This window comes from Gemmatimonadota bacterium (assembly GCA_016720805.1).
GTDB lineage: Bacteria > Gemmatimonadota > Gemmatimonadetes > Gemmatimonadales > GWC2-71-9 > Palsa-1233.
This window is the reverse complement of record JADKJZ010000005.1, coordinates 77,362-101,053: the sequence shown is the minus strand read 5'-3', so window position 1 is coordinate 101,053 and position 23,692 is coordinate 77,362. Positions and strand designations below refer to the sequence as shown.

The 23,692-nt window shown below is 68.4% G+C and carries 19 protein-coding genes; 14 read left to right on the top strand and 5 right to left on the bottom strand.

Features of this window, described 5'->3' with window-relative positions; genetic code table 11:
* Positions 1-24: 24 nt before the first annotated feature.
* From IPP98_06550 to IPP98_06525, 6 genes are all read left to right on the top strand, one after another.
* Positions 25-987, top strand: coding sequence for an SPOR domain-containing protein (locus IPP98_06550; protein ID MBL0178774.1), 963 nt, complete (start codon positions 25-27; stop codon positions 985-987).
* 98 nt (positions 988-1,085) lie between these two features.
* Positions 1,086-3,803: a DNA mismatch repair protein MutS gene (gene mutS / locus IPP98_06545; GenBank protein ID MBL0178773.1), complete on the top strand. Its 2,718-nt coding sequence runs from the start codon at positions 1,086-1,088 to the stop codon at positions 3,801-3,803.
* A gap of 84 nt (positions 3,804-3,887) precedes the next feature.
* Complete coding sequence (locus IPP98_06540) at positions 3,888-4,364, top strand: CGNR zinc finger domain-containing protein (protein ID MBL0178772.1); 477 nt, start codon at positions 3,888-3,890, stop codon at positions 4,362-4,364.
* A gap of 43 nt (positions 4,365-4,407) precedes the next feature.
* Positions 4,408-4,788, top strand: coding sequence for a TonB family protein (locus tag IPP98_06535; GenBank protein MBL0178771.1), 381 nt, complete (start codon positions 4,408-4,410; stop codon positions 4,786-4,788).
* Positions 4,789-4,866: 78 nt separating this feature from the next.
* Positions 4,867-6,534: an Ig-like domain-containing protein gene (locus IPP98_06530; protein MBL0178770.1), complete on the top strand. Its 1,668-nt coding sequence runs from the start codon at positions 4,867-4,869 to the stop codon at positions 6,532-6,534.
* Positions 6,535-6,688: 154 nt separating this feature from the next.
* The gene (locus IPP98_06525; protein MBL0178769.1) at positions 6,689-8,077 is read left to right on the top strand and encodes a pyridoxal-phosphate dependent enzyme; all 1,389 of its coding nucleotides are present in this window, start codon (positions 6,689-6,691) and stop codon (positions 8,075-8,077) included.
* A 32-nt stretch (positions 8,078-8,109) separates the two neighbouring features.
* Here the strand turns inward: IPP98_06525 and IPP98_06520 are convergent, their stop codons facing one another.
* On the bottom strand, positions 8,110-8,670 hold the full coding sequence (locus IPP98_06520) for an RsmD family RNA methyltransferase (GenBank protein MBL0178768.1): 561 nt from the start codon (positions 8,668-8,670) through the stop codon (positions 8,110-8,112).
* 139 nt (positions 8,671-8,809) lie between these two features.
* Between IPP98_06520 and IPP98_06515 the strand changes: the two genes are divergently transcribed.
* The 3 genes from IPP98_06515 to IPP98_06505 all read left to right on the top strand — a co-directional run bounded on the left by IPP98_06515 (position 8,810) and on the right by IPP98_06505 (position 11,317).
* Positions 8,810-9,277 (top strand): damage-inducible protein DinB, encoded by a 468-nt coding sequence (locus tag IPP98_06515; GenBank protein ID MBL0178767.1) that lies wholly within the window; start codon positions 8,810-8,812, stop codon positions 9,275-9,277.
* Positions 9,278-9,341: 64 nt separating this feature from the next.
* Positions 9,342-10,346, top strand: coding sequence for a D-alanine--D-alanine ligase (locus IPP98_06510; GenBank protein ID MBL0178766.1), 1,005 nt, complete (start codon positions 9,342-9,344; stop codon positions 10,344-10,346).
* A 104-nt stretch (positions 10,347-10,450) separates the two neighbouring features.
* Positions 10,451-11,317: a rhomboid family intramembrane serine protease gene (locus tag IPP98_06505; protein ID MBL0178765.1), complete on the top strand. Its 867-nt coding sequence runs from the start codon at positions 10,451-10,453 to the stop codon at positions 11,315-11,317.
* Between the two features lie 3 nt (positions 11,318-11,320).
* Here IPP98_06505 and IPP98_06500 read toward each other — a convergent pair whose 3' ends face one another.
* A complete protein-coding gene (locus IPP98_06500; GenBank protein ID MBL0178764.1) occupies positions 11,321-14,527 on the bottom strand; it encodes a PAS domain S-box protein in 3,207 nt (1,068 codons plus the stop codon).
* A gap of 119 nt (positions 14,528-14,646) precedes the next feature.
* Here IPP98_06500 and IPP98_06495 point away from each other — a divergent pair, with 119 nt between their 5' ends.
* Entirely contained in the window at positions 14,647-15,483 is an 837-nt protein-coding gene (locus IPP98_06495) for a hypothetical protein (GenBank protein MBL0178763.1), read from the top strand.
* Between the two features lie 6 nt (positions 15,484-15,489).
* On the opposite strand, the gene IPP98_06490 is transcribed toward IPP98_06495, so the two are convergent.
* Genes IPP98_06490 through IPP98_06480 form a run of 3 tightly spaced genes read right to left on the bottom strand, consistent with a single transcriptional unit; the run spans position 15,490 to position 18,770 of the window.
* Positions 15,490-15,720, bottom strand: a complete 231-nt coding sequence (locus IPP98_06490) for a CDGSH iron-sulfur domain-containing protein (GenBank protein ID MBL0178762.1) — start codon at positions 15,718-15,720, stop codon at positions 15,490-15,492.
* A 56-nt stretch (positions 15,721-15,776) separates the two neighbouring features.
* Positions 15,777-16,949, bottom strand: a complete 1,173-nt coding sequence (locus tag IPP98_06485; GenBank protein MBL0178761.1) for a hypothetical protein — start codon at positions 16,947-16,949, stop codon at positions 15,777-15,779.
* Positions 16,950-17,000: 51 nt separating this feature from the next.
* On the bottom strand, positions 17,001-18,770 hold the full coding sequence (locus tag IPP98_06480; GenBank protein MBL0178760.1) for a stage II sporulation protein M: 1,770 nt from the start codon (positions 18,768-18,770) through the stop codon (positions 17,001-17,003).
* A gap of 101 nt (positions 18,771-18,871) precedes the next feature.
* On the opposite strand from IPP98_06480, the gene IPP98_06475 reads away from it, so the two are divergent.
* From IPP98_06475 to IPP98_06460, 4 genes are all read left to right on the top strand, one after another.
* Positions 18,872-19,618: a hypothetical protein gene (locus IPP98_06475; protein MBL0178759.1), complete on the top strand. Its 747-nt coding sequence runs from the start codon at positions 18,872-18,874 to the stop codon at positions 19,616-19,618.
* Positions 19,615-20,220 carry a DUF4129 domain-containing protein gene (locus tag IPP98_06470; protein MBL0178758.1) on the top strand — a complete coding sequence of 202 codons (606 nt, stop codon included), beginning with the start codon at positions 19,615-19,617 and terminating at the stop codon, positions 20,218-20,220. Before IPP98_06475 ends, IPP98_06470 begins: the two co-directional genes overlap by 4 nt.
* A 780-nt stretch (positions 20,221-21,000) precedes the next feature.
* Positions 21,001-22,356 carry a MoxR family ATPase gene (locus IPP98_06465; protein MBL0178757.1) on the top strand — a complete coding sequence of 452 codons (1,356 nt, stop codon included), beginning with the start codon at positions 21,001-21,003 and terminating at the stop codon, positions 22,354-22,356.
* Positions 22,353-23,675: a DUF58 domain-containing protein gene (locus IPP98_06460; protein MBL0178756.1), complete on the top strand. Its 1,323-nt coding sequence runs from the start codon at positions 22,353-22,355 to the stop codon at positions 23,673-23,675. The genes IPP98_06465 and IPP98_06460 overlap by 4 nt, the downstream gene beginning before the upstream one ends.
* Positions 23,676-23,692 lie beyond the last annotated feature (17 nt).

The following is a 23,692-nucleotide window of genomic DNA, read 5'->3' as shown; positions in this document are numbered from 1 at the left end:
GTGCCCGTCATGTCGGGGCGCAGCATGCTGCGCCCGTACGCAGGTGTATGGGCGCAGCATGCTGCGCCCGTGCTCGCCCTCGTCGTGATCCTCGCCGCCGCCGCCGCCCCGGCCGCCGCCCAGGCGCCGCTCCCCCCGACCACGCCGCGCTTCGTCGAAGTCACCCGGCTGGCGCAGGAGGGGTATGGCGATTCCGCGCGCGCCGTGATCGGCCGGATTCTCTCGCAGACCCGGGCGACCGACGCCGCCTTCCCCGAGGCGCTCTACACCTCGGCGGCGGTGGCGAAGACGCTGGGTGAGGCCCGGCTCCAGTACGCGCGCATCGCGGTCGAGCACGCCAACTCGGCATGGGCCGACAAGGCGATGCTGCGCCTGGCCCAACTCGACTACGGCAGCGGCAACAGCGAGAGCGCCGTGCTGCGCGTGAAGCGCATCTTCACTGACTTTCCCGAGTCGGCGGTGATTCCGGTGGCGGCGCTCTTCGGCGCACGCGCCGCCTTCGAGCGTCGCGAAGGGCCGCTGGCGTGCGACTGGATCACGCGCGGGCTGCAGCAGGTCGGCAGCGACCTCGAACTGAAGAACCAGCTCGAGTTCGCGAAGCAGCGCTGCACGCCGGAGGAATTGGCGCGGCTCGCGGCGATCCCCAAGAGCGACAGTCTCAAGCGCCCCGAGGTGATGCCGCCAAAGACGCCTGTCACTTCAACGCCCACCACCACGACGGCCCCGCCGTCGGCACCGACCACCGCGGGGAAGTCCACCACCTCGCCATGGCGCGTGCAGGTGGCCGCAATCAGCGACCCCGCGTCGATCCGCCGCGCGACGCAGCAGATCGAGAAGGCCGGCTACATGGCGTATCGCGTCGCCGGCCCCAAGGGCCTGACGAAGTTGCAGGCCGGGCCATTCTCGACGCGCGAGGCGGCGGTGGCCGCCGTGGGGAAGCTCAAGGCGGCGGTGGGTGGAGCGCCGTTTGTTGTGAAAGCTCCGTGAAGCGAATGTGAGGAGTGAGGGGGGAGGGGGGAGGGGGCGGATGCCTCTCCCCCCTCACCCCTCACCACAACATCAATTTCTCCGACGTTGAGATCTGATTGACCGACTCCCCCCTCCTCCTCCAGTACCGCGAGATCAAGGCGCGTCATCCCGACGCGATCCTCTTCTTTCGGATGGGCGATTTCTACGAGATGTTCTTCGAGGACGCGCAGGTCGCGGCGCGGGTCCTCAACATCACGTTGACGTCGCGGGGCGATGGGGTGCCGCTCGCGGGCGTGCCCGTGAAGGCAGCCGCCGGCTATCTGCGCCAATTCATTGCCGCCGGCTTCCGCGTGGCGGTGTGCGAGCAGATCGAGGATCCGAAGTTCGCCAAAGGAATCGTCAAGCGCGCCGTCGTCGAGACGGTGACACCAGGCGCGTTCCTCGACGAGGAGTGGACGCCGGGGTCGCGCAACAACTGGCTCGTCGCCGTCGCGCCCCGTGGTGCCGGTGAAGCCGTGGGTGTCGCCGCGCTCGACCTGACCACCGGCGAGTTCATCCTCGAGACGGTGGCGGCCGATGGGCTCGCCGAAGCGCTCGGACGCCTCTCGCCCGCCGAAGTGGTGGTGCCGCGCGAGAGTGAGGTGGTGCTCGAGCCGGAGATCCTCCGCACCGAGCGCGAACGCTGGGAGTTCGATCCGGCGCTCGCCGCCGAGGAGCTGAGCCGTCGCCTGGCGATTGCCTCGCTCGATGCCCTCGGCATCGCGACCGACGATGCCGCCGCGGTCGGTGCCGGCGGGGCGCTGCTCCGCTATGCGCTGGAGTTGCAACCGCAGGGACTGCCGCAGCTCGCGCGCCCCGATGTGCGCCGGCCCGACGAACTCTGCTGGCTCGACGAGATGACGCGCCGCAATCTCGAGTTGGTGGAGCCGCTGCGCGCCGGTGCCAAGGGCGTCACGCTGGTCGAGACACTCGACCGCACCCAGACGCCGATGGGCGCGCGCCTGTTGCGGCAATGGGTGCTCTCGCCGCTCCGCGATCCGGTGCGCATCGAGGCACGGCTCGACGCCGTCGCCGCACTGGTCGAGGCGGGGAGTGCGCGTGCCACGCTCCGTGCCGCACTCGATGGAGTGCGCGACGTCGAACGGCTCGCCGCGCGCGCCGCCGCGGGGCGGGTCACGCCGCGTGAACTCGGCGCACTCCGCGACTCCTTCCTCGCGCTGCCCCAGGTCGGCGAATCCGTCGCGCTGCTCGCAATGCGCACGGTGCCTGGCACCGAGCGGGTCGCCGCGCTGCTGGAGTACACCGCTGCGCAGTTCGATCGCCTTGAGGATCTTGCGGCGGAGCTGGCGCGCGGTTTGGTCGAGCGGCCACCGGTGACGCTGGCCGATGGCGGCGTGATCGCCCAGGGGTACGACGCCGAACTCGACGAGCTGCGCGACCTGCGCGACAACGGCAAGCAGGCGCTCGCCTCGATCCAGCAGCGCGAGCGCGAGCGCACCGGGATCTCCTCGCTCAAGGTCGGCTTCAACAAGGTCTTCGGCTACTTCCTCGAGGTGACCCACGCCAACACCAGCGCGGTGCCCGAGGATTACGAGCGGCGGCAGACGTTGTCGAATGCCGAGCGCTACGTCACCCCCGAGTTGAAGGACTACGAGGCGAAGGTCCTCGGCGCCGAGGAGCGGATCGGTGAGCGCGAGGCGACGCTCTTCGGGGCGCTGCGCGACCTGGTCGGCCGGGCGATCACCCGCGTGCAGGGCACGGCACGCCTGCTGGCGCGGCTCGACGTGCTTGCCTCGCTGGCCGACACCGCCGTCAACGAGCGCTATGTCCGGCCGGTGGTGCACGACGGCTACGGGTTGACCCTGAGAGGGTCGCGCCATCCGGTGATCGAGCGGATGATGCCGCGGGAACGATTCGTCCCGAACGATGTCCACTTCGACGAGGTCGAGCGGGTCCACCTGGTCACCGGCCCGAACATGGCGGGCAAGAGCACCATCCTGCGCCAGATCGGACTCAACGTCGTCCTGGCCCAGATGGGGAGCTTTGTCCCCTGCCGCGAGGCGTGGATCGGGGTGGTCGACCGCCTCTTCACCCGGGTGGGCGCCTCCGACAACTTGGCCCGCGGCCAGTCGACCTTCATGGTCGAGATGTCCGAAACCTCGGCGATCCTCCACAACGCCACCGCCCGCTCCCTGGTCCTCCTCGACGAGATCGGCCGGGGGACCTCGACCTACGACGGCGTCGCGATCGCCTGGGCGGTCACCGAGTATCTGCACGACCGGATCGGCTGCCGCACGATGTTCGCCACCCACTACCACGAACTGATGCAGCTCCCGGAGCAGCTCGCCCACGCCCGGAACTGCAACGTGGCGGTCCGGGAGTCGGGCGACGGGATCGTCTTCCTCCACCGCCTCGAGGCGGGGGGGACCGACCGCTCCTACGGCATCCACGTGGCCCAACTCGCCGGACTCCCGAGCGGTGTGGTCGGCCGCGCCAAGGAAGTGCTCGTCATCCTCGAGGCCGACCACCGCGTCGTCGAAGGGCCACCACCGGCCAACCCCGACCCGACCCAGCCCTCGCTCTTCGACCTCCTGCAGGCGGGGATTTCGTCGTCGGGCGAGCATCGGGCGACGGGGCCATCGGTACGGGCGCAGCGCGAAGCCGTAGGGGCGCAGCATGCTTCGCCCCTACGCACCCCCCCGCCGAGCGATGCCCAGCGCCGCGCCGCCGAACTGGCCGAGCGCCTCCGCGCCCTCGACCCGAACCAGATGACGCCGATGGAGGCGTTGCAGGAGTTGGCCCGCCTGAAAAGCGGGATGATGGATGATAGATGATGGATGATTGGCCCCATCCATCATCCATGATCCATCATCCATCATCCTCTCGCTGTAACCACCATTAGATGTTATGTTGGTTACATGCCCCAATCCCAGCAAGACATCGGCGGTGTGCTCTGCGTCGACTTTGCCAACGGCACCGACCTCCCTGAGGGGGTGGATAACCCGGCGGCGGGGCGGGCTGTGGCCAGGTTTCGGGTCGTCATCCACCGCCTGCTTCGGGCGGAGGCGTTGGGTGAGGGAGCAGCCGATCGCGACCTTGGGCGACTCAACCGCATCCTTTCGCAGGGGCAGAATCACCGCGGCGTGTTGCCAGCGGTCCGAGGATATGGCTGGGGGTGGATCGGTCCCGCTGAGGATCTGGCGCGGGCGCTTTGGCCAGTCGCGTGGTCCGCGGCGCTGCTCTTGACCGGCCCGAATCTGGCCAGGCTGAAGTGTTGTGATGGCTGCGGCCGCCTCTTCGTGGACGCCTCGCGAAACCGGTCGCGCCGTTGGTGCGATATGCAGGGGTGTGGCAACCGGGCCAAGGTGGCTCGTCATCGTCAGCGGGTAGGGTGAATTGCCGCATTTCATGATCGCTTACATTTCCGGGATGTTGCCCATGCGTCCATCGCTTGCCGCCCTCGCCTCGGCCCTCCTCCTCGGGATCGCCGGGTGTGGGGGCGAGCCTCCCGCGGCGGCGCTTCGGGCGGCTCGTCCGGTCGCCGGCGGCCCCGAGATTCCCTACCCTCCCGAGCTCTTCACCAAGAAGGTCGAGGGGGAAGTCCTCCTCTATCTCGTGGTCGATTCCTCCGGATCGGTGATCCGCGATTCGACCCGGATTGCCACCTCCAGCGGGCACCCGGAGTTCGACGCCGCCGCGATGGCGGCCGCACCCGGGCTCAAGTTCCACCCTGCGACCCGCAACGACACGGCGGTGGTCGCGCCGATTCAGGTGCCGATCCGGTTCCGGCTGCCGGATTCGTTGAAGACGAGCCAGTGAGGGGGGTCGCGGCTCGATGAGCTGATTCGTGGGGCGTTCGGCGCATGTCCAGGCAGACCCCTCTCCAGGACCTGCCCGATGCGCTTCACCTCAGCCGTCCTCCTTGCCGCGATCCTCGCCGGCTGCAGCAGCCCCGCCTCCAACCCGATCACCCCGCCCCCACCGCCGCCGTCGGTCTCGACGGTTACGCTGACGCCAGCAACCACAACGCTCGCGGTTGGCGGGACGCAGACGTTGACGCCCGCGCTCCGCGACGTCTCCAACGCGGTGCTGACGGATCGCACCATCACCTGGCAGACCAGCGACGCGACCGTGGCCACCGTCACCGGCAGCGGCGTCGTGACGGCGATCGCCCCTGGTGGGCCGATCACGATCACGGCCACCAGCGAGGGGAAGAGCGGCACCGCCCAGGTGACCGTCTCCACGCCGGCACCCGCCCCGGTCAACTCGGTCGCGATCTCCGGCGGCGCTGCCTCGATCGCGACGGGCGCGACGACCACCTTCACCGTCACCCTGCGCGACGCGGCGAATGTCCCGCTCACGGGGCGCGCGGTCGTCTGGTCCACCAGCGATGCGTCCGTGGCGACGGTGTCGCAGTCCGGCGTCGTCACCGGGGTAACGGCCGGAGGACCCGTCACCATCACTGCCACGAGCGAAACGAAGAGCGGCAGCGCGCAGGTCACCATCACCGTGCCACCCGTCACGCTCACCATGGACACCTTCGGCGCCGAGTCGTACCACACCTGTCAGTTGTTCCAGGGCACCGGGACCATCGTCTACTGTGCCGGAGAGGGGCAGAACGGGCAACTCGGGCGCAACGTGGTGACGGCCTCGCAACCCACGCCGCTGCCCGTGCTGGGCGGCTTCTCGTTCGCGAAGGTGTACGTCGGCAACTTCTTCACCTGCGCCCTCACCGCCGCTGGCGCCCCGTGGTGTTGGGGCCGGGGCGTGCAGGGCGCGATCGGCAACGGTGGGAACACGGACCAGTTCGCCCCGGTGGCGGTGAGCGGCGGCAAGACCTTTACGCGGATGTTCCTCGGCTGGGGTGGGGCGGCCTGTGCGCTGGAGGCATCGGGTGCCGCCTGGTGCTGGGGTCAGGGGGGCAGTGGTGCCTTGGGCGACGGCGGCGTCACGAATCAGCTGACGCCAGTCGCCGCAGCCCCCGGGATGACCTTCGCTTCGCTCTCCGTGACGGCCTTCAGCACCTGTGGGCTGACGAGTGCCGGGGTCGCATGGTGTTGGGGGTCGAGCATCACTGGAGCCATCGGCCACGGCAACTTTGGCGGCAGCGTCTTCGCGCCGACGCAAGTGAGCGGCGGGCACCTCTTCGCGGAGATCACCGGCGGCGATCAATCGCATTGTGGCCGAAAGGCCGACGGCACCGTGTTCTGCTGGGGGCAGAACGATGGTGGCCAGCTCGGTGACGGCACCATGACCAACCGAAGCGTGCCGGTCGCCGTGGCCACGGCCCAGCGATTCGTCCGGATCGGCGGCGGGCGCGGTGGCGTCTGTGGCCTGACCGCTGCGGGAGCGGCATGGTGCTGGGGTGCCTTCATGGGGAATGCCACCACCCCGCAGCTCATCCCGGGTGGGCGCGTCTTCAGCGAGATCGACGTCGGTGGCGAGCATGCCTGCGGTCGAGAGGGCGTCGACATCTACTGTTGGGGCAACAATGTTCGAGGTCAGCTCGGCAACGGGACCACCACCGACAGCGCCATCCCGGTGCGGGCGACGATCTTCACGTGAGGCATGTAGGGGCGACGCATGCGTCGCCCTGCCCGAGGATCGCGAGAGGTGCGGAGGGCGACGCATGCGTCGCCCTTACGCACGGGGACACCGGCGCGCCGCCCGCAGATCCCAGATCGCTGTTCGCGGCTCGCCGTTCGCTGTAGTTTTCCGCATGCATACACCCCATCCCTTCCCGTACGATTCCGTCCTCGACACCATCGGCCAGACCCCGCTGATTCGGCTGGGCCGGGTTGGTCGCGACCTCCGTACGCCCGTCTTCGGCAAGGCGGAGTACGTCAATCCGGGTGGTTCGGTGAAGGACCGGATCGGCCTCGCCATCATCGAGGCGGCGGAGCGCGACGGCACCCTCAAGCCGGGTGGGACGGTCGTCGAGGGGACCAGCGGCAACACCGGCGTCGGCCTCGCCATCGCGGCCGCGCTGAAGGGGTATCGCTGCATCTTCACGATGCCCGACAAGATGTCGCAGGAAAAGGTGCGGCTGCTCAAGGCGTATGGCGCCGAGGTGGTCATCACGCCGACGGCGGTGCCGCCCGATCATCCCGAGAACTACGTCATGAAGGCGAAGCAGATCACCCATGACACGCCGGGCGCGATCCTCGCCAACCAGTTCTACAACCAGGTCAATCCCGAGGCGCACTACGCCACCACCGGTCCGGAGATCTGGGCGCAGACTGGCGGCAAGGTGACGCACGTGGTGGCGGGCGCGGGAACGGGCGGCACGGTGAGCGGTATCGCCAAGTACCTGAAGGAACAGAACCCCGCGATCCGCATCATCGCCGGCGACCCGGTCGGCTCGCTCTACGCTGGCTACCATCGCACCCGCAGCATCGGCACCGACGGCGCGCCGTACAAGGTCGAGGGGATCGGTGGCGACAAGGCGCCGACGACGGTGTGGTGGGACCTGATCGATGAGTTCCGCCAGTGCAGCGACCGCGATGCGATGGCGATGGCGCGTCGCCTCGCGCGCGAGGAAGGCATCCTCGTCGGCGGGTCGGCGGGCGTGAACGTGCATCTCTCGCTGCAGTTGGCGCGCGAACTCAACGACCCGACGGCGTGCATCGTCACCATTCTCTGTGACACCGGCGAGCGCTACCTGAGCAAGGTGTTCAACGACGAATGGCTGCAGGAGAACCAGCTGCTCGAGACGGTGAAGCCGACCGTGGGCGACCTCCTCGCCAAGCGCGGCGGCTCCCATCCCACACTGGTGCAGCTCGCGCCGTCGGCGCAGGTACGCCAGGCGGTGAACCTGATGCACACCTGGGATGTCTCGCAGATTCCGGTGATCGAGGATGGTCGCTGCATTGGCGCGCTCAACGAGGGCACGCTGATGACGAAGGCCCTCGAGCAACCGACCCTGCTCGATCGTCCGGTGCGCGAAGTGATGGAGGAGCCCTACCCCGAGGTCGAGCTCTCGCTCCCGGTGGACCGGCTCGCGCCGATGCTCACGCGCGAATCACCGGCGGCGCTGGTCCGCGACGGCAACGCGCTGGTGGGCATTGTGAGTCGGTATGATGTGTTGCAGTTGATGATCGGGAGGTAGCGAACGGCGACCAGCGAACAGCGAACCGCGCGTTAGGCGGGTGTGGGTTCGCTGTTCGCCGATCGCTTTTCGCTGTTCGCTGCTTTGTAGATCGTCACCGTGCAATCCCCAAACACTTTTCGCCGCGACCCGTTCGGGATCGCGTGGCTCGTGGCGTGCTCCACCGCCAGCAGCCGCGCGAACGGCTTGGCGCGCCACATGTCGAGGATGCGGTCGAGGACCTTCGATTCGTACGGCGGGTCGACGAAGGCCAGGTCGTAGCGATCGGCCTCAAGCATCGCGGTCCAGGGTACTGCGTCCTTCTTGAAGATCCGGGTGCGGTCGAGGAGATGCAGTGCCGCCACGTTGGCCTTGAGCGCGTGCAACGACGCCGGGCGGAACTCGACGAAGTCGCAGCTCTTGGCGCCACGCGAGATGGCCTCGAGCCCCAAGGCACCGGTCCCCGCGAAGAGATCGAGCACCCGGATCCCCTTCAACTCGGGTTCCAGCATCGTGAGCAGCGCGTCGCGCACCACCTCCTTGGTGGGGCGGACCCGCTGATCGGCCGGCGAGGTCAGGTGGCGACCGGCGAATTTCCCCTTCACGATGCGCACGGTGGCCTCGATGGATGAGTGACGGGAGGCAACATAGTCAGAGCCTCCCTGCCCCGGTTGCGCGTCTCCCGATCTGGCCGTAAGATTTCAACCACCGAACAAACCCCGAAGTATCACCCTTCGCGATCGAGGCCAGACCATGTCCGAACCCCACGTGATCTCCCCCGACCAGCTCCTTGAGCACTGGCAGGGGCACCGCCGCCTCACTCGCCGCGTCCTCGAGGCGTTTCCCGAGGAGCAGCTCTGGAGCTTCTCCGTCGGCGGCATGCGCCCCTTCGGCGCCCTGGTGATGGAGATGCTGATGATCGGCGCGCCGATGCTCAAGGGGATCGTCACCGGCGACTGGGTCGGATCGTCCGCCGAGGGGCAACCCACGAAGGCCGAACTGCTTGCCCTCTGGGACGCCGACACCGCCACCCTCGACGCCTTCTTCCCGCAGATCCCGCTTGAGCGCTTCCAGGAGCATCGGGTGGCCTTCGGTCAGTACCCTGGCTCGGTCTACTACCTGCTGCTCTACGGCATCGACAACGAGATCCACCACCGCGCGCAGGGCTACGTCTATCTCCGCGCCCTCGGGATCGAACCACCCCCGTTCTTCGAGCGCTGAGGTCGCCAATCGACGCGGTCCTCGCTGGTTGGTCAAATCTCCGCTGTCGGGGTACAATCCAGCGATGACCGCTTCCCCACTGCGCATTCTCGTCCTCACGGGCGGTTCCTCCGCCGAGCGCGACGTCGCCATCGCCTCGGCAGCTCAGGTGGTGACCGCGTTGCGCTCGCGAGGGCACGTCGTCCATGTCGCCGACACGATCGAGGGCGTCCTCGATGCCACGGCCGAGGCACGGGTCCTGGGAGGCCGGGTCGGCACCGAGCCACCCGACGTCGGTGCGCTCGAAGCCGAGGAGCGCAGGGTGCTCTTCGCCGGACTGCTCGATGAACCGCTGATCCGGCAAGCCGACGTCGTCTTCCTCGCCCTGCATGGCGGGCGCGGCGAGGACGGCACCATCCAGCACCTGCTCGAAGTGGCCGGAATCCCCTACACCGGTTCCGGGCCGCTTGCCTCGGGGTTGGCGATGGACAAGGACGTCGCGAAGCGACTCTTCGAGACTGCCGGGGTCCCCACCGCCGCCTGGCGGATGGCCCCGACCGACCTGACCGAGGCCGTCGCCTCGCTGGGCCTCCCGCTGGTGGTGAAGCCGAGCAAGCAGGGGTCGACGGTCGGATTGAGCGTGGTGCGCGAGGTGGCCGAACTCGTCCCCGCCATTGCGGAGGCGGCGCGCCATGACGACGAGGTCATGCTGGAGGCCTTCGTCCCGGGCCGGGAACTGACCGTCGGCATCCTGGGCGACGAGGCGCTCGCCGTCGGCGAGATCATCCCGAAGCACGAGTTGTTCGACTACGAGTGCAAATACACGCCAGGGATGTCGGAGGAGATCTTTCCGGCCGATATTCCAGAAACGGTCACCCGCGAGGCCCAGCGACTCGGCCTCCTGGCCCATCAGGCACTGAAACTGCGGGGCTATTCCCGGGTCGACTTCCGGCTCACAGCCGAAGGCCGCCTCTTCTGCCTCGAGGCCAATACCCTGCCGGGGATGACCGCCACCTCGCTGCTGCCGCAGTCGGCGAAGGCGGCGGGGATCGGGTTCGCGGAACTGTGTGAGAGGATTTGTCGTAGGTAGTCGTTAGTCGTTAGTCGTTAGTTGTTGGTTGTTGGTTGTGGGGCGTGCATGTCCTAACGACTAATGACTAACGACTAACGACTCTACCCACCGGAACCCGACGCATGAGCACTGCCCTGCAAGACCGCATCACCCCCTGGGTTGGTCGCCTGATCGCGATCAACGCCGTGGTGTTGCTGTTGCAGCAGACGCTCTTTCCGTCGGAGGTCCTGCTCGACCTGGTGACCTTCGATCCGGCGCGGGCCTTGGCGCGGCCGTGGACCTTCGTCACCTACATGTTCGTGCATGGCGGGCTCTTCCACCTGGTCGGCAATTCGATTGCCCTCTTCGTCTTCGGCCCACCGGTCGAGCGGCGCCTCGGCAGCACCGCCTTCCTCTTCTTCTATCTCTATTGCGGCCTCGGCGCGGCGATCACCTCGCTGCTGCTCTGGACCGTCGCGCCGTCGTTCATCTACCCCTTCATCGGCGCGTCGGGCGCGGTGCTCGGCGTGGCGTTCGCGTTCGCGAAGTTCCATCCCGATGCCAAGCTCTATGTCTTCCCACTGCCGATGCCGATCAAGGCGCGGACGCTGGTGGCGATCATGGCAGGGCTCGACCTGTTCGGCGCGCTGATGGGGAGCGACGGCGTGGCGCATGTGGCCCACCTCGGCGGACTGCTCTGCGGTTGGCTCTTCTTCGTGATTCAGGGCGGCGGGAAGTCCTTCGAGCCACCGCACATCGCGCCGCCGCGGACGCGCGTCCCGGTCGCTGCGCCGGCCGCCGAAATCGGCACCGGCGGGACGGCGCCGCGGCGCGAGCGATTGGCGGAGCGGGCGCCGAGTGCGCCGGTGCGCGATCCGGTGATGGATGAGCGGATGGAAATGGATCGACTGCTCGACAAGATCAGCGCGGCCGGCATCGATGCGCTCAGTGCCGACGAGCGTCGCTTCCTCGACGAGGCGGCGAAGCGGCGCCGCGGCGAACTGCACTAGCGCTCAGCGCGCGCCGAGCATTGCCATCACCTTGGTCAGCAACTCCTGCCGGGAGAATGGCTTCTCCAGAAAATTGATGTCTCCGCCGAGGACGCCATCATGGACGATGGCGTCCTCGGTGTATCCGGACATGAAGAGGACCAGCGTGTCCGGGCGGAGCGCGTGCACCCCCTCCGCCACCACCCGTCCATTAATGCCCGGCAGCACCACGTCGGTCAGCAGCAAGTCGAGCGGACCGGTGTGTTGCGCCGCTATCTCGAGCGCCTGTTCGCCGTCTGGCGCCGACAAGACAGTGAAACCGGCCCGCGTGAAGATCCGCGTCACCAGCGAGCGGAGCAGTTCCTCGTCCTCCACCAGGAGGATGGTGCCAGAACCGGTCTCCGCGGTGGGCGGCGCGTCGGGCTCCTGCGGCGTGGGCGGAGCCTCCACCAGCGGGAAATAGACCGTCATGGTCGTCCCCGAGCCCAGCTCGCTCTCCACGACCACATGGCCGCCGCTCTGGGTCACGATGCCGATCACGGTCGAGAGGCCAAGACCGGTACCGCCGTGCTCCGCCTTGGTGGTGAAGAACGGCTCGAAGATCCGCGCCCGCACCGCCGGATCAATGCCGACGCCGGTGTCGGTCACCGCCAGCATCCCGTAGGTCCCCGGCGGGATCCCGACATGGCTCGCCGCGAAGTCGTCCGTGAGCACGACCTCGGCGGTCTCGATCTGCAGCGAGCCACCGGTCGGCATCGCATCCTTGGCGTTGACGACCAGATTCAACAGCACCTGCTCGAGCTGACCTGGGTCGACAGTCACACAGACCTGCTCGTCGGCCAACCGCAGTCGCTGGTGGATCGATTCGCCGACGATGCGCCCGAGCAGTGTGCTGAGTTCGCGCACCGCGTCGGAGAGGTCGATGGTGCGCGGTTGCAGGAGCTGCTTGCGCGAGAAGGCGAGCAGTTTGCGCGTCAGCTCCGCGGAGCGCGTGGCGGCGCGCACGATCTCCCGCAGGTGCGACTTGGCCTCGGCTGTCGCGTCCTGCAGGTCCAGCGCGAGCAACTCCGCGAAGCCGGAAATGGCCGTCAGCATGTTGTTGAAGTCGTGGGCGATTCCGCCGGCGAGCCGACCGACCGCCTCCATCTTCTGCGATTCGCGCAGCTGTTCCTCGAGATTCCGCCGCTCGGTGATGTCGCGATTGACCGCCACCCAGTGGGTGAATGATCCCGTCGCGTCCGCCACGGGGGCAATGTCCATCTCGACCCAGAACGGCGTGCCGTCGCGACGAACGTTCTGCAGCTCCTCGCGCACGGGTTGCCACTGCGCCAGCGCCGTCCGCACCCGGTCCAGGGTGGCCCGATCGGTCACGTCGCCGTGCAGAAAGCGCGGTGACCGGCCGATGACATCGCTCCGGAGCCACCCCGTCACGCGCTCGAAGGCTCGATTGACGAATCGGATCCGCGAACCGGGCTCGTCCATCGGCCCGGCCTCGGTGATCATCACCATGTCGTTGAGGTTCTCGATCGCCGCCTGCAGCAGCCGCAATTCCTCGTCGACGCGGCGGTGCTCCACCGCCACCGACGCGAGTCGCGCGATGGTCTCCATCATGGCGAGTTGGATGGTGGTCGGTGGGCGGGTCGAGTCGGGGTAGATCGCCACGGTGCCGGCCACGGCCCCGTCGGCGGTATGGAACGGGACCGACCAGCAGGCCACAAGGCCGTGCTGGGCCGCCAGTCCGCGCCACTCGTCCCAGAGCGGGTCGTGCTGGATGTCGGTGGTGATGACCACGGCGTCGCGCCAGGCGGCGGAGCCACAGGTGCCGGCAGTGGGGCCGATCGCCTGCCCTTCCAGCGCTTTGATGTACGCAGCCGGGAGATTGGGTGCCGCGCCCCCGTACAAGCGGCCGTCGCGCACCAACAGGATCGAACCGACCGCCTCGGGGACGAGGATTTCGGCGGACCGAACCAGGTCGGTCAGGATCTCGGCGAGCGGCGCACGGCGGGCCAGATGCTCGAGGGCGTCCCGATGCAACGACTCGATCTCGGTGGTCCGGCGCTTCTCGGTCACATCGCGGACGGTGCCGTAGATGAGGTCGTGGGCGGCATCGGGAAAGACCGCCCACTCGAGCCATCGCCAGCCACCATCGGCGTGGCGATAGCGATTCGCGAAGGGACTGACAGTCCGCAGGCCACGTGTCAGCCGCTGGTTCTGGACCTCTGTGGCGGCCAGATCATCAGGATGAATCCAGTGATCCCACGGCACGCTCAGCAGCTCGTGCTCGGTGCGACCGAGCATCTCGCAGAACGCCGGATTCACGCGTCGGAAGTAGGTGTCGGTGCCCGCCACGACGAGTCCGTCGAGCGAGAGTTCGAAAAGGTGGTCGGCCATCTCGAGCTCACGGGCATGCCCGATCAGCTCCGCGAGTCGTGGCAGAAAGGCCTCGACCAGTCCGCGCGACGGATCATCGCCGAACGACTCGCCATGGAGGAAGACGAGGATGGCGATGGTGCTGCCGTTGCTGAGGAGGGGAACCGCCAGTCCCGCAACAAGCCCGGCCGCCGCCGCGAGGTTGTCGCGAACGAAGCCATGTTCCGGGGTCAGCGCATCGAGGTAGACCGGATGCCGCGTCCGTGCGGCCAAGCCGGGCAAGCCGAAGTCCATTTCGAATCGCTGCTCGCGCATCGCCGCCTGGAACTCGGCCAAACCCGGACGACCGCTCGTCACCGACGCAATAAACTTCCATTCGCGCCCGCCCATGAGCATCCACGACTCGCCGACATCCCAGCCCGCCATGGAGCGGAATTCGGCAGTCGCGCGCGCGAGGAGCTCCTCGGCGGTAACGCTCCGGTCGCCCGTTCGTGTCAGACGCGATTCGAATTCGGTGAGCTGGTCGCGAATCACCCGGGCGTTGGCTTCCCGGCCGATCATCACCACCCGCTCGCCGCGGGCCTGAAAACGGAGGTCGAACCAGTCATTCCGGACGCCGATGCGCTCGGTGAACTCGACGGTCGATTGTTCGGCGATCGTGCCTCGGACCACGTCGCGCAGGCGCGCCGCCATCGACGCGGGCACGGCGTCCCACAGCGTCGTGACCCCGGGGACGAGTCGCAGCAGGTCGATCGCCTGTCGGTTGGCGTACACGACCACGCCCGTCGCGTCCGCGACAGCGACGATGTCGTCGATGTCGTGAATCGCGTCGATGAGGGCTGACTGCCCCTGGCTGGTCATGGCACCACCCGTCGGTGAGAGAGGGCCAACTCCGTGCAAGATACGGCGTCCGACCGGCCAGCGGGGGGGAAATCCACCACCTGTCCCCCCGGCGCTCCCGTCGGTAGCTTCGACGGCTCATGCCATTGCTTGATCTGGTCACGCCCTGGGCGGCGGCGCGGGGAGCACCCGACGACGCGCACGCCACGCACCATCTGGTCGAGCGCCACGCGGCGATCCTCGAGCGGATCCGGCGTCAGCGGGCACCCCACCTCGAGACACTGCCACTGGCGACCGATCCGTCGGTGCTGGCGCGGGCAACGGTCCGAGCCTCCGACCTCTCGCTGCAGCAGCAACTGCGCGACGCCAAGCAGACCGCGGCACGCCTCGGCGCCGACCTTCCCCATACCACGGTGCTCATCGCGGGCAGCGATGAGGGTGAGGCCGTCCTCCCTCTCCCCGGCCAACCACCGTTGGTGGTGCTCTTTCTCGATCGTGAGCCGGACAACGCCGCCCTGCTGCTGGCCCAGGTGCGCGGCCAGGCCGCCATCACCCGGTGGGGTGCGGCCGATTCCGCCGCGATCCTCCGCGACACCCCACTCACCACGTGGGACAGTTGGGAACTGACGCGCACCGTCCCGCTGCGTGAGTGGATCTATGCGGTCGGCGTGGCGATCCATCTCTCGCAGGCGGTCTTTCCGGCCACGCCGACGCATCGACTCATCGGCCTGCGGCGCGGCGAAATCGGTCGGCTTCGGGAGCGGGAGCGGGGGTTGAACGCGCTGCTCACCCCCGACCTCGACGAGTCGGGGCTGGGCCTGGTGTTGCGCTGGTTGGTCGCGGAAACCCCCGCCACGATACGGACCCATCAGGGTACGGTGATTCCGCCGGGTGCCGGGCGCTACCTCGCCTGGCGGCTCACCGCGGACCGCGTGGCGCGGGTCGGCGTGCACGAGGCACTCCGACTGCCGGCCTGAGACGCCTCAGGGCGTCGGCGCGATCGGGGTCAGGCCCTTGTGGGTGCCGTCGCAGACCGGCCACTTGGCGCTCTGGCCGCAGGAACAGAGCGAAAGCCGCTGCTGATTGACCCGCGGTGGCAACTCGATCGGGTTGCCGTCACCGTCGACGACTTCGAAATCGCCGTTGAGGACGTAGGGCGCGCAGGGCGTGGCACTGCGGATGGTGACGCGAAGGGGCGTGGGGGTCTCTGACATGGCGGAAAGATAAGGGCGACGCATCCGTCGCCCCAATCAGCCGCAGGATGCAGGGATCACCGGCCGGATGACGCCCGATGGAGCCGGTACATTCGCACCTGCTGCCCACCATCCTCCTGCCGAGTCTCGATGCCAAGCACATAATCGGCACCGATGTCGTGGACCTCGAGTACATCCGGAAGATCGAGGCTGCCGATCTCGGCCCCGCGTGGCGAGAAGATCACCCAGCGCACCCGGTTCTCCTCGGACCGCGGAAACATCCGCACCCACAAATTGTCCTCGCGGTCGACCAGGAAGGCGGTATACGCCGGCACCGTCGGCGGGAAAGTGAACTGCTCCCACTGGTGGAGCCGTCGGGCCACGTCCTTCTTCCCCAGGGTGTCGAGCAGTCGGTACCTCGCGCGGTCCGCCTCGGTTGTCCCCAGCGGCACCGATGGCTTCTGGATCGACGGCAGCGGCTTGCCCTGCAGGTCGAAGACGTTCACCAGAAAGGAATCGGCGGCGCCGTAATAGGCCCGATCGCGACCAAGGGCGAGCACCGGCTCCTTGCCGAGCGCGTGCGGACCGGAACCCCCTGGGGTCGCCAGACGCTCTGACGCCGGGAATTCCCCAAGGACCACCGCAGGAGCACCGGCTGCGTCGGCGAGCCAGAGGGGGGCCGTGCCGCGGACGCGAGTTGGCGCCTTCACCTGCGGGTCGTTGTTCCAGCCGATGTCGATGAACGCTCCACTCGGACCGCAGGCCAGCCGGTACGGTGAGTCGAAGCGAGCGCCGGCCGGCCCCTGTGGGCGGTACGCTCGGGCGAAGGCACCGGATTCTCCGAACACCATGAACTGGCGGCTGCCGATATCCTGAACGACCAACGAATCGCCGCAGTGAAACAGCCGTGCGATATAGTCGAATTCACCCGGCCCGCTGCCCGCACGCCCTGCGGCCCGTTTGAAGGCGCCAGTCCGGTCGAAGTATCGCAACGATGCAAAGCCTCGATCGGCCACGACGATCTCACTGTCGCCGACCATCGTCACCCCTTCCGCCACACCAATCCACTCCGTGGTGTCATCGGGTGCCGAGCCGATGTCGAGGAGGGGGACGGAATCGACCTGCCACGCCGCCTGATCGACGCGCGGCCGTTCAGGGTTCTTGCCGCATGCCGTTAGCAGGACGAGCCCGACGATGGCGCGCAGACTCCACAACCGGTTCGGTGCGCTGTGCTGACGCAATGCCATCATGAAACCCTCAGGGGGACAGGGTGAACGGGAAATGGCGGAGAGCAGCGATCGTCAACGTGAGACGTCGAGAGCGTCACTGCTGCGGCGCCGTGCCATCGCGCCGAACAGCAGATAGGTCGCCAGAACGAGCGCCGATCCACCGCTCACCAGCAGCCGCGTGCGGAGGGTCGCCGTGCTCGCCGAGATCAATCCCTCGATCAGCCCGGCGACGATCAGGAGCACCACCGCGGCGGCGACCATCGGCAACGCGCGCCGCGAGGCCAACACCAGCGCATCACGACGGCTGTAGTCGCCGGGGACGATCACCGCCCGGCCGAGCAGGAAGCCGGCGGCGCCCGCCACCCAGATTGCGAAGAGCTCCAGCACACCGTGCCCGACCACGAAACTCCAGAGGTACCCCAGTACGCCGAGGTTCGCGAAGTGTCCGCTGGCGGCACCGAGTTGCAGCCCGTTCAGGGCCAGCAGAATCAGCGATCCGACGCCGAACACCACACCGGAGGCAAAGCAGGCGACCGCGACGCGCACGTTGTTGGCGATGATCGACGTGGCCATCACCGGCCGCTTGTCGGCCGACACCTCGACGTACCCGCTCCCCGCGGGGCCGCGGCTCTTCCCGGCCTCGGCGCGCTCGAGCATCACGTCGGGGATGAGAGACGGGGCGAGGCCGGGTTGTTCGCGCAGCAGCGCGTAGCCGCCGATCCCTGGCACGATGAAGAGTGCGGCCGCGAGCAGCACCGTGCGCCACGACGCCACCACCGCCGCCGGCGCCTCGACGACCAGAAAGCGCGACAGTCGGCGCCAACTCCGCCGCTCCGCACGATAGAGCGCGTTGTGCCCGGCCGCGACCAGTCGCTCGAGCCGCGCCGACACGACGGGGTCGGCGCCATAGGTACGGACCCGCGCGAGGTCGGCGGCGACCTCCCGGTAGCGCGCGGCGAAGTCCGGCAACTCCTCGGCGCTCAAGACATCGAGGCCGCCGCGCGCGACGCGTCCGGCCAACTGATCGAAGGCGTCCCAGCGGGCACCCTTCCGCGCCAGCAGTCGCTCCGACACGGCGCGTCGGCCGCCGCCGCTCCGCGCGCCGAACTTGCCGCGCCGACGACCACGTTCGCGGATGAACAACGTCTGCAGGAACTGGAATTCGTCGCCCGGACGCTCCGGAAAGCGGCCGGCAAAGCGCGCCGCGAACTGCGTGGCGAACCGATTCCGCACCGGACGCGGCAGCGATGGCGCGCGCCCGATGAATTCGCGGATCAGGGCAAACTCGTCGTCGGCCAGTTCCGGCGAGCCATCCTCCTCCGCATCGACCGCGATGTCCATCGGCTCGGCCGGCCGGGCCACCTCGACGGGTTGATCGCGCACCACGACCGTCCCGGCGACCAGGTCGCCGAGTCGCTTGGCCCGCGGGTGCACGGCGATCAGGACCAACCCGATCATGCCGACCATGTCGATCGGTGTCAGCAGGTGGCGGGTCGCGGCGTCGGCGAAGGTCAACCCATGCCCGCTGTCGCGGATGGTGCGAATCCCGACCATGCGCTTCCCCGGCGTCTGGCCGCGCCGCAAGCCTTCGAAGAGCGCAAAGTAGAGCCAGATCAACGAGTAGAGCAGCAGGACCTGCAGCGCGCTGATCCAACCGGAGAAGTTTCCCCAGAAGAGCAGTGAGACCGTCACCACCACCGACAGGATGGACACCAGCAGCATGTCGACGAGGGCGGCGAGCGCGCGGCTGCCGACCCCGGCGAGCTCGTAGTCGAGGACGACGTGCTCAGGTGTTTCGAGCTCGAAATGCTGCCGATAGGTCGGTGCCGGAGTGTCGGCCATGAATCCGATTGGCGGTGGGGGGTGCCGGAACGGCGAATTCCCGGTAATCTACGGCGTCGAAACTTCCCCGACCAACTCCCCTCCTCCAGGAGTGTTTCTCGATGAGCGCACCGGTGTTGCGTCCGCTCTCTGCTGGTGAAGTGCTCGACGTCTCCTTCGGGGTATACCGCGCGCACTTCGTCCCGCTGGTCACCATTGCGGCCATCACCCGGGTGCTCCCTGACTCCCTGGGGATCTACGTGGAGCGCTCCGGGGGGTTGCTGGCCAACGTCCCGTTGGGCCTGACCCACCTGCTGCTCTCGTTTGTGCTCTCGACCATCGGCATCGCCGCCACCACCTCGGTGGTGTCGGAGGCCTACCTCGGCGGCACGGTCCGCGCCGTGGACGCCATCCGCGACGCCTTCGGCTTCATTGGTCGACTGCTGGTGTCGTCCATCGGCAGTGCGATGCTGATCGTGACCGGGCTCGTGTTGCTCATCATCCCCGGGATCATCGCGATGTCCGGACTCATGCTGAGCTCGGTGGTCGTGGTCCTCGAAGACAAGCCGGGTATCGACGCCTTGCAGCGCTCCTGGGATCTCAGCAAGGGCTTCCGCCGGAAGATTCTCGCGGTGATCGGCATCACCTCGCTCCTGCTGGTCGTCCCGACCATCATGATCGGTGCCATCCTGGCGATCCGCGCGGGGAGCACGGAGCCTGGCGTTCTGATGATGGTCGCCACCTCGATCCTGAGCATCTTCGTCTATCCCTTCGTCTATGTCGCGACGGTCGTGCTCTACTACGACATCCGGGTGCGCAAGGAAGGCTTCGACCTCGAACTCATGGCCTCGGACGTCCCCGCGACGTGACGACGGCCCCCGGTGATTCGCTCCGCACCCTCCTCGACTCGGTCTTCGCCGCGCCAACGTATCGGTGGACCGAGCCGACGGATCCCCTTGCCGCCGTGCGGCTGCGCTTCGCCGAAGTGATGGACTGGATCAGGCACCTCGAATCGAACAGCCCCGCGCTCTATCTGGTCGTGGTTGGCATTCTGGTGATGATCCTGGTCGCCGTCCTGGTGCACATCGGCTGGCTGGTGTGGCAGACACTGCGCGCGCCGCCGGCCGTCGCCGCGATCCTGCCGAGCGCGGCAGAACGACGTGATGCCGCCTGGTTCCGAACCGAGGCCGATCGTCTCGCCGGCGCGGGGCGCTATCGTGAAGCGGTCCAGGCCGATTTTCTCGCACTGGTCCTGACACTCGATGGCTGGGGCGCGATGCACTTCCACCCCAGCAAGACACCAGCTGAATACCTCGGTGAACCCGCGCTCCGCGGCGAAGCGCGCGAGGAATTCCGCGACCTGGTCCGCCAGCTCTACCGCATCGTCTTCGGCGGTGCCGGGTGTGACGCGGCCGACTATGCCGAATGGCGCCGTCGCGCCGCGCCGGAGCGCTATGCGCCCGCGCACTGAACTGCTGCTGGTCCTCACCACCGCCGCGGTGTTCGTCACCATCGCGGGAGTGCTTGCCGGCAGCGACAAGCGGATCGCCGAGGATGAGCGCGCCTCGACACTGGTCACCGGACCGGGCGGGACGTCGGGCATCCTCGAGGCCACTCGCGGCCTGGGGATATCGGTGCGCCGGCAGCGCGACCGGACCACGCGCCTGGCAGATCCCGAGAGCGGCCAACGCACCTTGCTCGCGCTGCTGAATCCGTCGGCGCCACTCAGCGGTCCGGATCGGGCCGCCATCGACCGCTTCCGGCGCACCGGCGACGTGCTCCTGGCCGGAACCGCGACGAGTTCGTTGATGCGCTGCTACGGGTATCGAGTCGAACCCCACCTCTTCGATTCACTCGCGGTGCGCGAAGCGCCGATGAGCGTCCATGCCGTCCTGCAGCCCACCGGCGAAGGGATCGCTGCCGATTCCAGTCGCGTCTTCGATACCGGAGCGACGCGCTGCACCGTGCCGCGCTACGCGCGCGTCACGCCACTGCTCACCACCGCACGAGGCGTGGTCGCCGTGCGCCTGGAACCCGCCGATTCGTCGGGCAGCATCCTCCTCGTGGCCGATGTCGCGCTCTTCCGCAATCGCGTCGTACGTCGGCACGACAACGGCGCGGGCCCCTTCGTCCTCGGCCTGGTGGCTGGCCGATACGATCAGGTGGTCTTCGAGGAGTACCATCATGGTTTCGGCGCGAGCGGATCACTCAGCGATGCCGTCGTCGACTGGAGCTGGCGCTCCCCCTGGGGATGGGCCGCCTGGCAACTCGCGGGCGTCGGCGTCCTGATGCTGCTGTTCGGCGCCTTCCGCTTCGGACAGATCGGTGCCCGCATCGACCGGCGGCGGCGCAATCCGATCGAGCATCTGCGCGCCCTGGCCACCGCCCTCTCGGCGGCGAAGGGCCACGACGAGGCCATTGGCGCCATCGTGCGCGGACTGCGTCGTCGCTTGACGCCAACGGCGCTGCGGTCTCGTGGCGATTGGCGTCGCTGGCTGGTCGAGCAGGATGGCAACACCACGACGGCCGAAGGCCGCCGCGCGCTCGACACCCTGATCCACCTGACGACACCCGGGCAACCGGCGTCGAGCGTCTTGCAAGCGGCGAACGCCGCGGAGGAGTTGTGGCAGAGCATTCGCACCTGACAGCCGATGAGGCTGTCGCACACGCCGAGACCGCGAGCCGCGTGCTCACCGAAATTCAACGCGTCGTGCTGGGCCAGGAGGTGGTCGTTCGCGAGTCGCTCCATGCGCTCCTCGCTGCCGGACACGTCCTGCTCGAAGGGCCCCCGGGCACCGCCAAGACCCTTCTGGTCCGCGCGTTCAACGAGGCGCTCGGCCTGGCGTTTCGCCGGATCCAGTTCACCGCCGACCTGATGCCCTCCGACATCACCGGGGTGAGCATCCTCAACGCGAGCGGTGACTTCACCTTTCGCGCCGGGCCATTGTTCGCCGACCTGGTGCTCGCCGACGAGATCAATCGCGCGCCGGCCAAGACGCAGGCGGCACTGCTCGAGGCAATGGGCGAGCGCAGCGTCACCGTGGACGGCACCAGTCACCCGATGAGCGCCTCGTTCACCGTCTTCGCCACCCAGAATCCGATCGAATTCGAGGGGACCTATCCGCTCCCCGAGGCGGAACTCGATCGCTTCCTGATCAAGAGCACGCTCGGCTACCCCGAGGCCGATGTCGAAAGCGGTGTCCTGCATCGGGTGCTCGGGGGCTTCGACTCCTCCTCGGTGGCGACGTTCGGCATCCAGCAGGTGCTCGACGCGACGGGGTTGGCCACGCTGCGGGCGGCGGTGCGGCGCGTACGGGTCGAGTTGCCGCTGGTCGAGTACATCACGGCACTGGTGCGAGCGACCCGCAATGCACCGGCGCTCACCCTCGGCGCGTCGCCGCGGGCAAGTGTCGCGTTGCTCAAGGTGGCGCAGGCGGCCGCGCTCGTCGATGGACGCGAGTACGTCACCCCCGACGACGTGAAGCGGCTCGCGCCGGCCGTGTTGCGGCACCGGGTCGTCGTCGCGCCAGAACTCGAACTCGAAGGGGTCTCGGCGGACGATGCCTTGTCGACGCTGATCCAGCGCATTGAGGCGCCGCGCGGGTGATCCTCCCCTCGCGTCGCTGGTTCCTGGTCGCCGCGGCACTCGCCGCCGTCGCCCCGCTGGCCATCTGGTGGCCGGCGGCCGGTGTGGTGTGGCTGACGCTCGACCTGCTCTGGGTGCTGGCCTTCCTCCTCGACGCCCGCGACGCGGCCTCACTGCCGCTCGAGGAATGGCCAGTCACCCGCGACGCGCCGCCGGCATTCTCCGTGGGCCGGACCCTGCCGGTGCACTACGCGTGGAACAACCCCCGCTCACGTCCGGTGCAGTTGCTGGTGCGCGAGGAACTCCCTGCCCCGCTCGACTGGCCCGGCGACCGGACGCGCATGTTGCTGCTGCCGGCAACTGGCACCGCACATGAGGAACTGGCCTTCACCCCCGCTCGGCGGGGCAAGGCCACCGCGGGACTGGTGCATCTCCGCGGCCTCGGCCGCTGGGGGCTGGCGTGGCGGCAAGCCACTCGCCTGCTCCCGTGGAGCGTGACGGTGTATCCCAACCTGCGCCATGCCGCGATCCGCGCGCTGCCGACGCAAGCGCAACGCCGGCGCGAAGCGGGGCAACGCACCGTGCGCCGGTTGGGCGAGGGGCGCGTCTTCGAGAGCCTGCACGAGTGGGTGCCGGGCGAGGAAACGCGCTCGATCGACTGGAAGGCGACGGCACGCCGCGGCAAGTTGATGGTGCGGCGCTACGAGGATGAACGTCGGCAGCAGGTGTTGATGATGATCGATGCCGGCCGGCTGCTGACCGCCGAGAGCGAGGGGCGTCCTCGGCTCGAGGCGGCGATCGACGCCGCGCTGGAGCTGGCGCACAGCGCGGTCCTGCACGACGACAACATCGGGCTCTTTGTCTTTGCCGACCAGGTGATGCGCTTCATCCCGCCGGCCCGCGGCCGGCGCGCCCTGCGGCAAGTGCTCGACGCGCTGGCCACGATCGAGGGGCGGATGGTCGAGCCCGACTACCCGGCGGCGTTTGCCTACCTCGCCGCGCGCCACCGCAAGCGCGGGCTCACGGTGCTCTTCACCGACGTCGTCGACCGCACCGCGAGTGATGCCGTCGTGGCCCAGGCGGGCGCACTCCGCCCGCGCCACCTGCCTCTGGCGGTCACGCTCCGCGACACCGCGCTCGAACGGATCGCGACCCGGCGGCCGCTGCAGGTGGAGGAGGCGTATGAACGCGCCGCTGCCGAAGAATTGCTGGAGGCGCGCGAGGGGGCGTTGGCCGAGATGCGGGCCCACGGCGTCCTGGTGCTCGATGTGCTACCCGACAACGCGGCGCGAATGGTGGTGGAGCAATACGAGCTACTGAAGCGGCGGGCGCTCGTGTAGCCTGGCGCGCGGGCTGG

What these genes read in the sequence shown, in the direction of transcription:
- IPP98_06540 (MBL0178772.1), top strand. Translation starts at nt 3,888, where the DNA reads ATGCCCCAATCCCAGCAAGACATCGGCGGTGTGCTCTGCGTCGACTTT.
- IPP98_06535 (MBL0178771.1), top strand. Translation starts at nt 4,408, where the DNA reads ATGCGTCCATCGCTTGCCGCCCTCGCCTCGGCCCTCCTCCTCGGGATC.
- IPP98_06505 (MBL0178765.1), top strand. Translation starts at nt 10,451, where the DNA reads ATGAGCACTGCCCTGCAAGACCGCATCACCCCCTGGGTTGGTCGCCTG.
- IPP98_06475 (MBL0178759.1), top strand. Translation starts at nt 18,872, where the DNA reads ATGAGCGCACCGGTGTTGCGTCCGCTCTCTGCTGGTGAAGTGCTCGAC.
- IPP98_06500 (MBL0178764.1), bottom strand. Translation starts at nt 14,527, where the DNA reads ATGACCAGCCAGGGGCAGTCAGCCCTCATCGACGCGATTCACGACATC.
- IPP98_06530 (MBL0178770.1), top strand. Translation starts at nt 4,867, where the DNA reads ATGCGCTTCACCTCAGCCGTCCTCCTTGCCGCGATCCTCGCCGGCTGC.
- IPP98_06465 (MBL0178757.1), top strand. Translation starts at nt 21,001, where the DNA reads ATGGGCCGCCTGGCAACTCGCGGGCGTCGGCGTCCTGATGCTGCTGTT.
- IPP98_06515 (MBL0178767.1), top strand. Translation starts at nt 8,810, where the DNA reads ATGTCCGAACCCCACGTGATCTCCCCCGACCAGCTCCTTGAGCACTGG.
- IPP98_06510 (MBL0178766.1), top strand. Translation starts at nt 9,342, where the DNA reads ATGACCGCTTCCCCACTGCGCATTCTCGTCCTCACGGGCGGTTCCTCC.
- IPP98_06525 (MBL0178769.1), top strand. Translation starts at nt 6,689, where the DNA reads ATGCATACACCCCATCCCTTCCCGTACGATTCCGTCCTCGACACCATC.
- IPP98_06480 (MBL0178760.1), bottom strand. Translation starts at nt 18,770, where the DNA reads ATGGCCGACACTCCGGCACCGACCTATCGGCAGCATTTCGAGCTCGAA.
- IPP98_06550 (MBL0178774.1), top strand. Translation starts at nt 25, where the DNA reads ATGCTGCGCCCGTACGCAGGTGTATGGGCGCAGCATGCTGCGCCCGTG.
- IPP98_06495 (MBL0178763.1), top strand. Translation starts at nt 14,647, where the DNA reads ATGCCATTGCTTGATCTGGTCACGCCCTGGGCGGCGGCGCGGGGAGCA.
- IPP98_06485 (MBL0178761.1), bottom strand. Translation starts at nt 16,949, where the DNA reads ATGATGGCATTGCGTCAGCACAGCGCACCGAACCGGTTGTGGAGTCTG.
- IPP98_06490 (MBL0178762.1), bottom strand. Translation starts at nt 15,720, where the DNA reads ATGTCAGAGACCCCCACGCCCCTTCGCGTCACCATCCGCAGTGCCACG.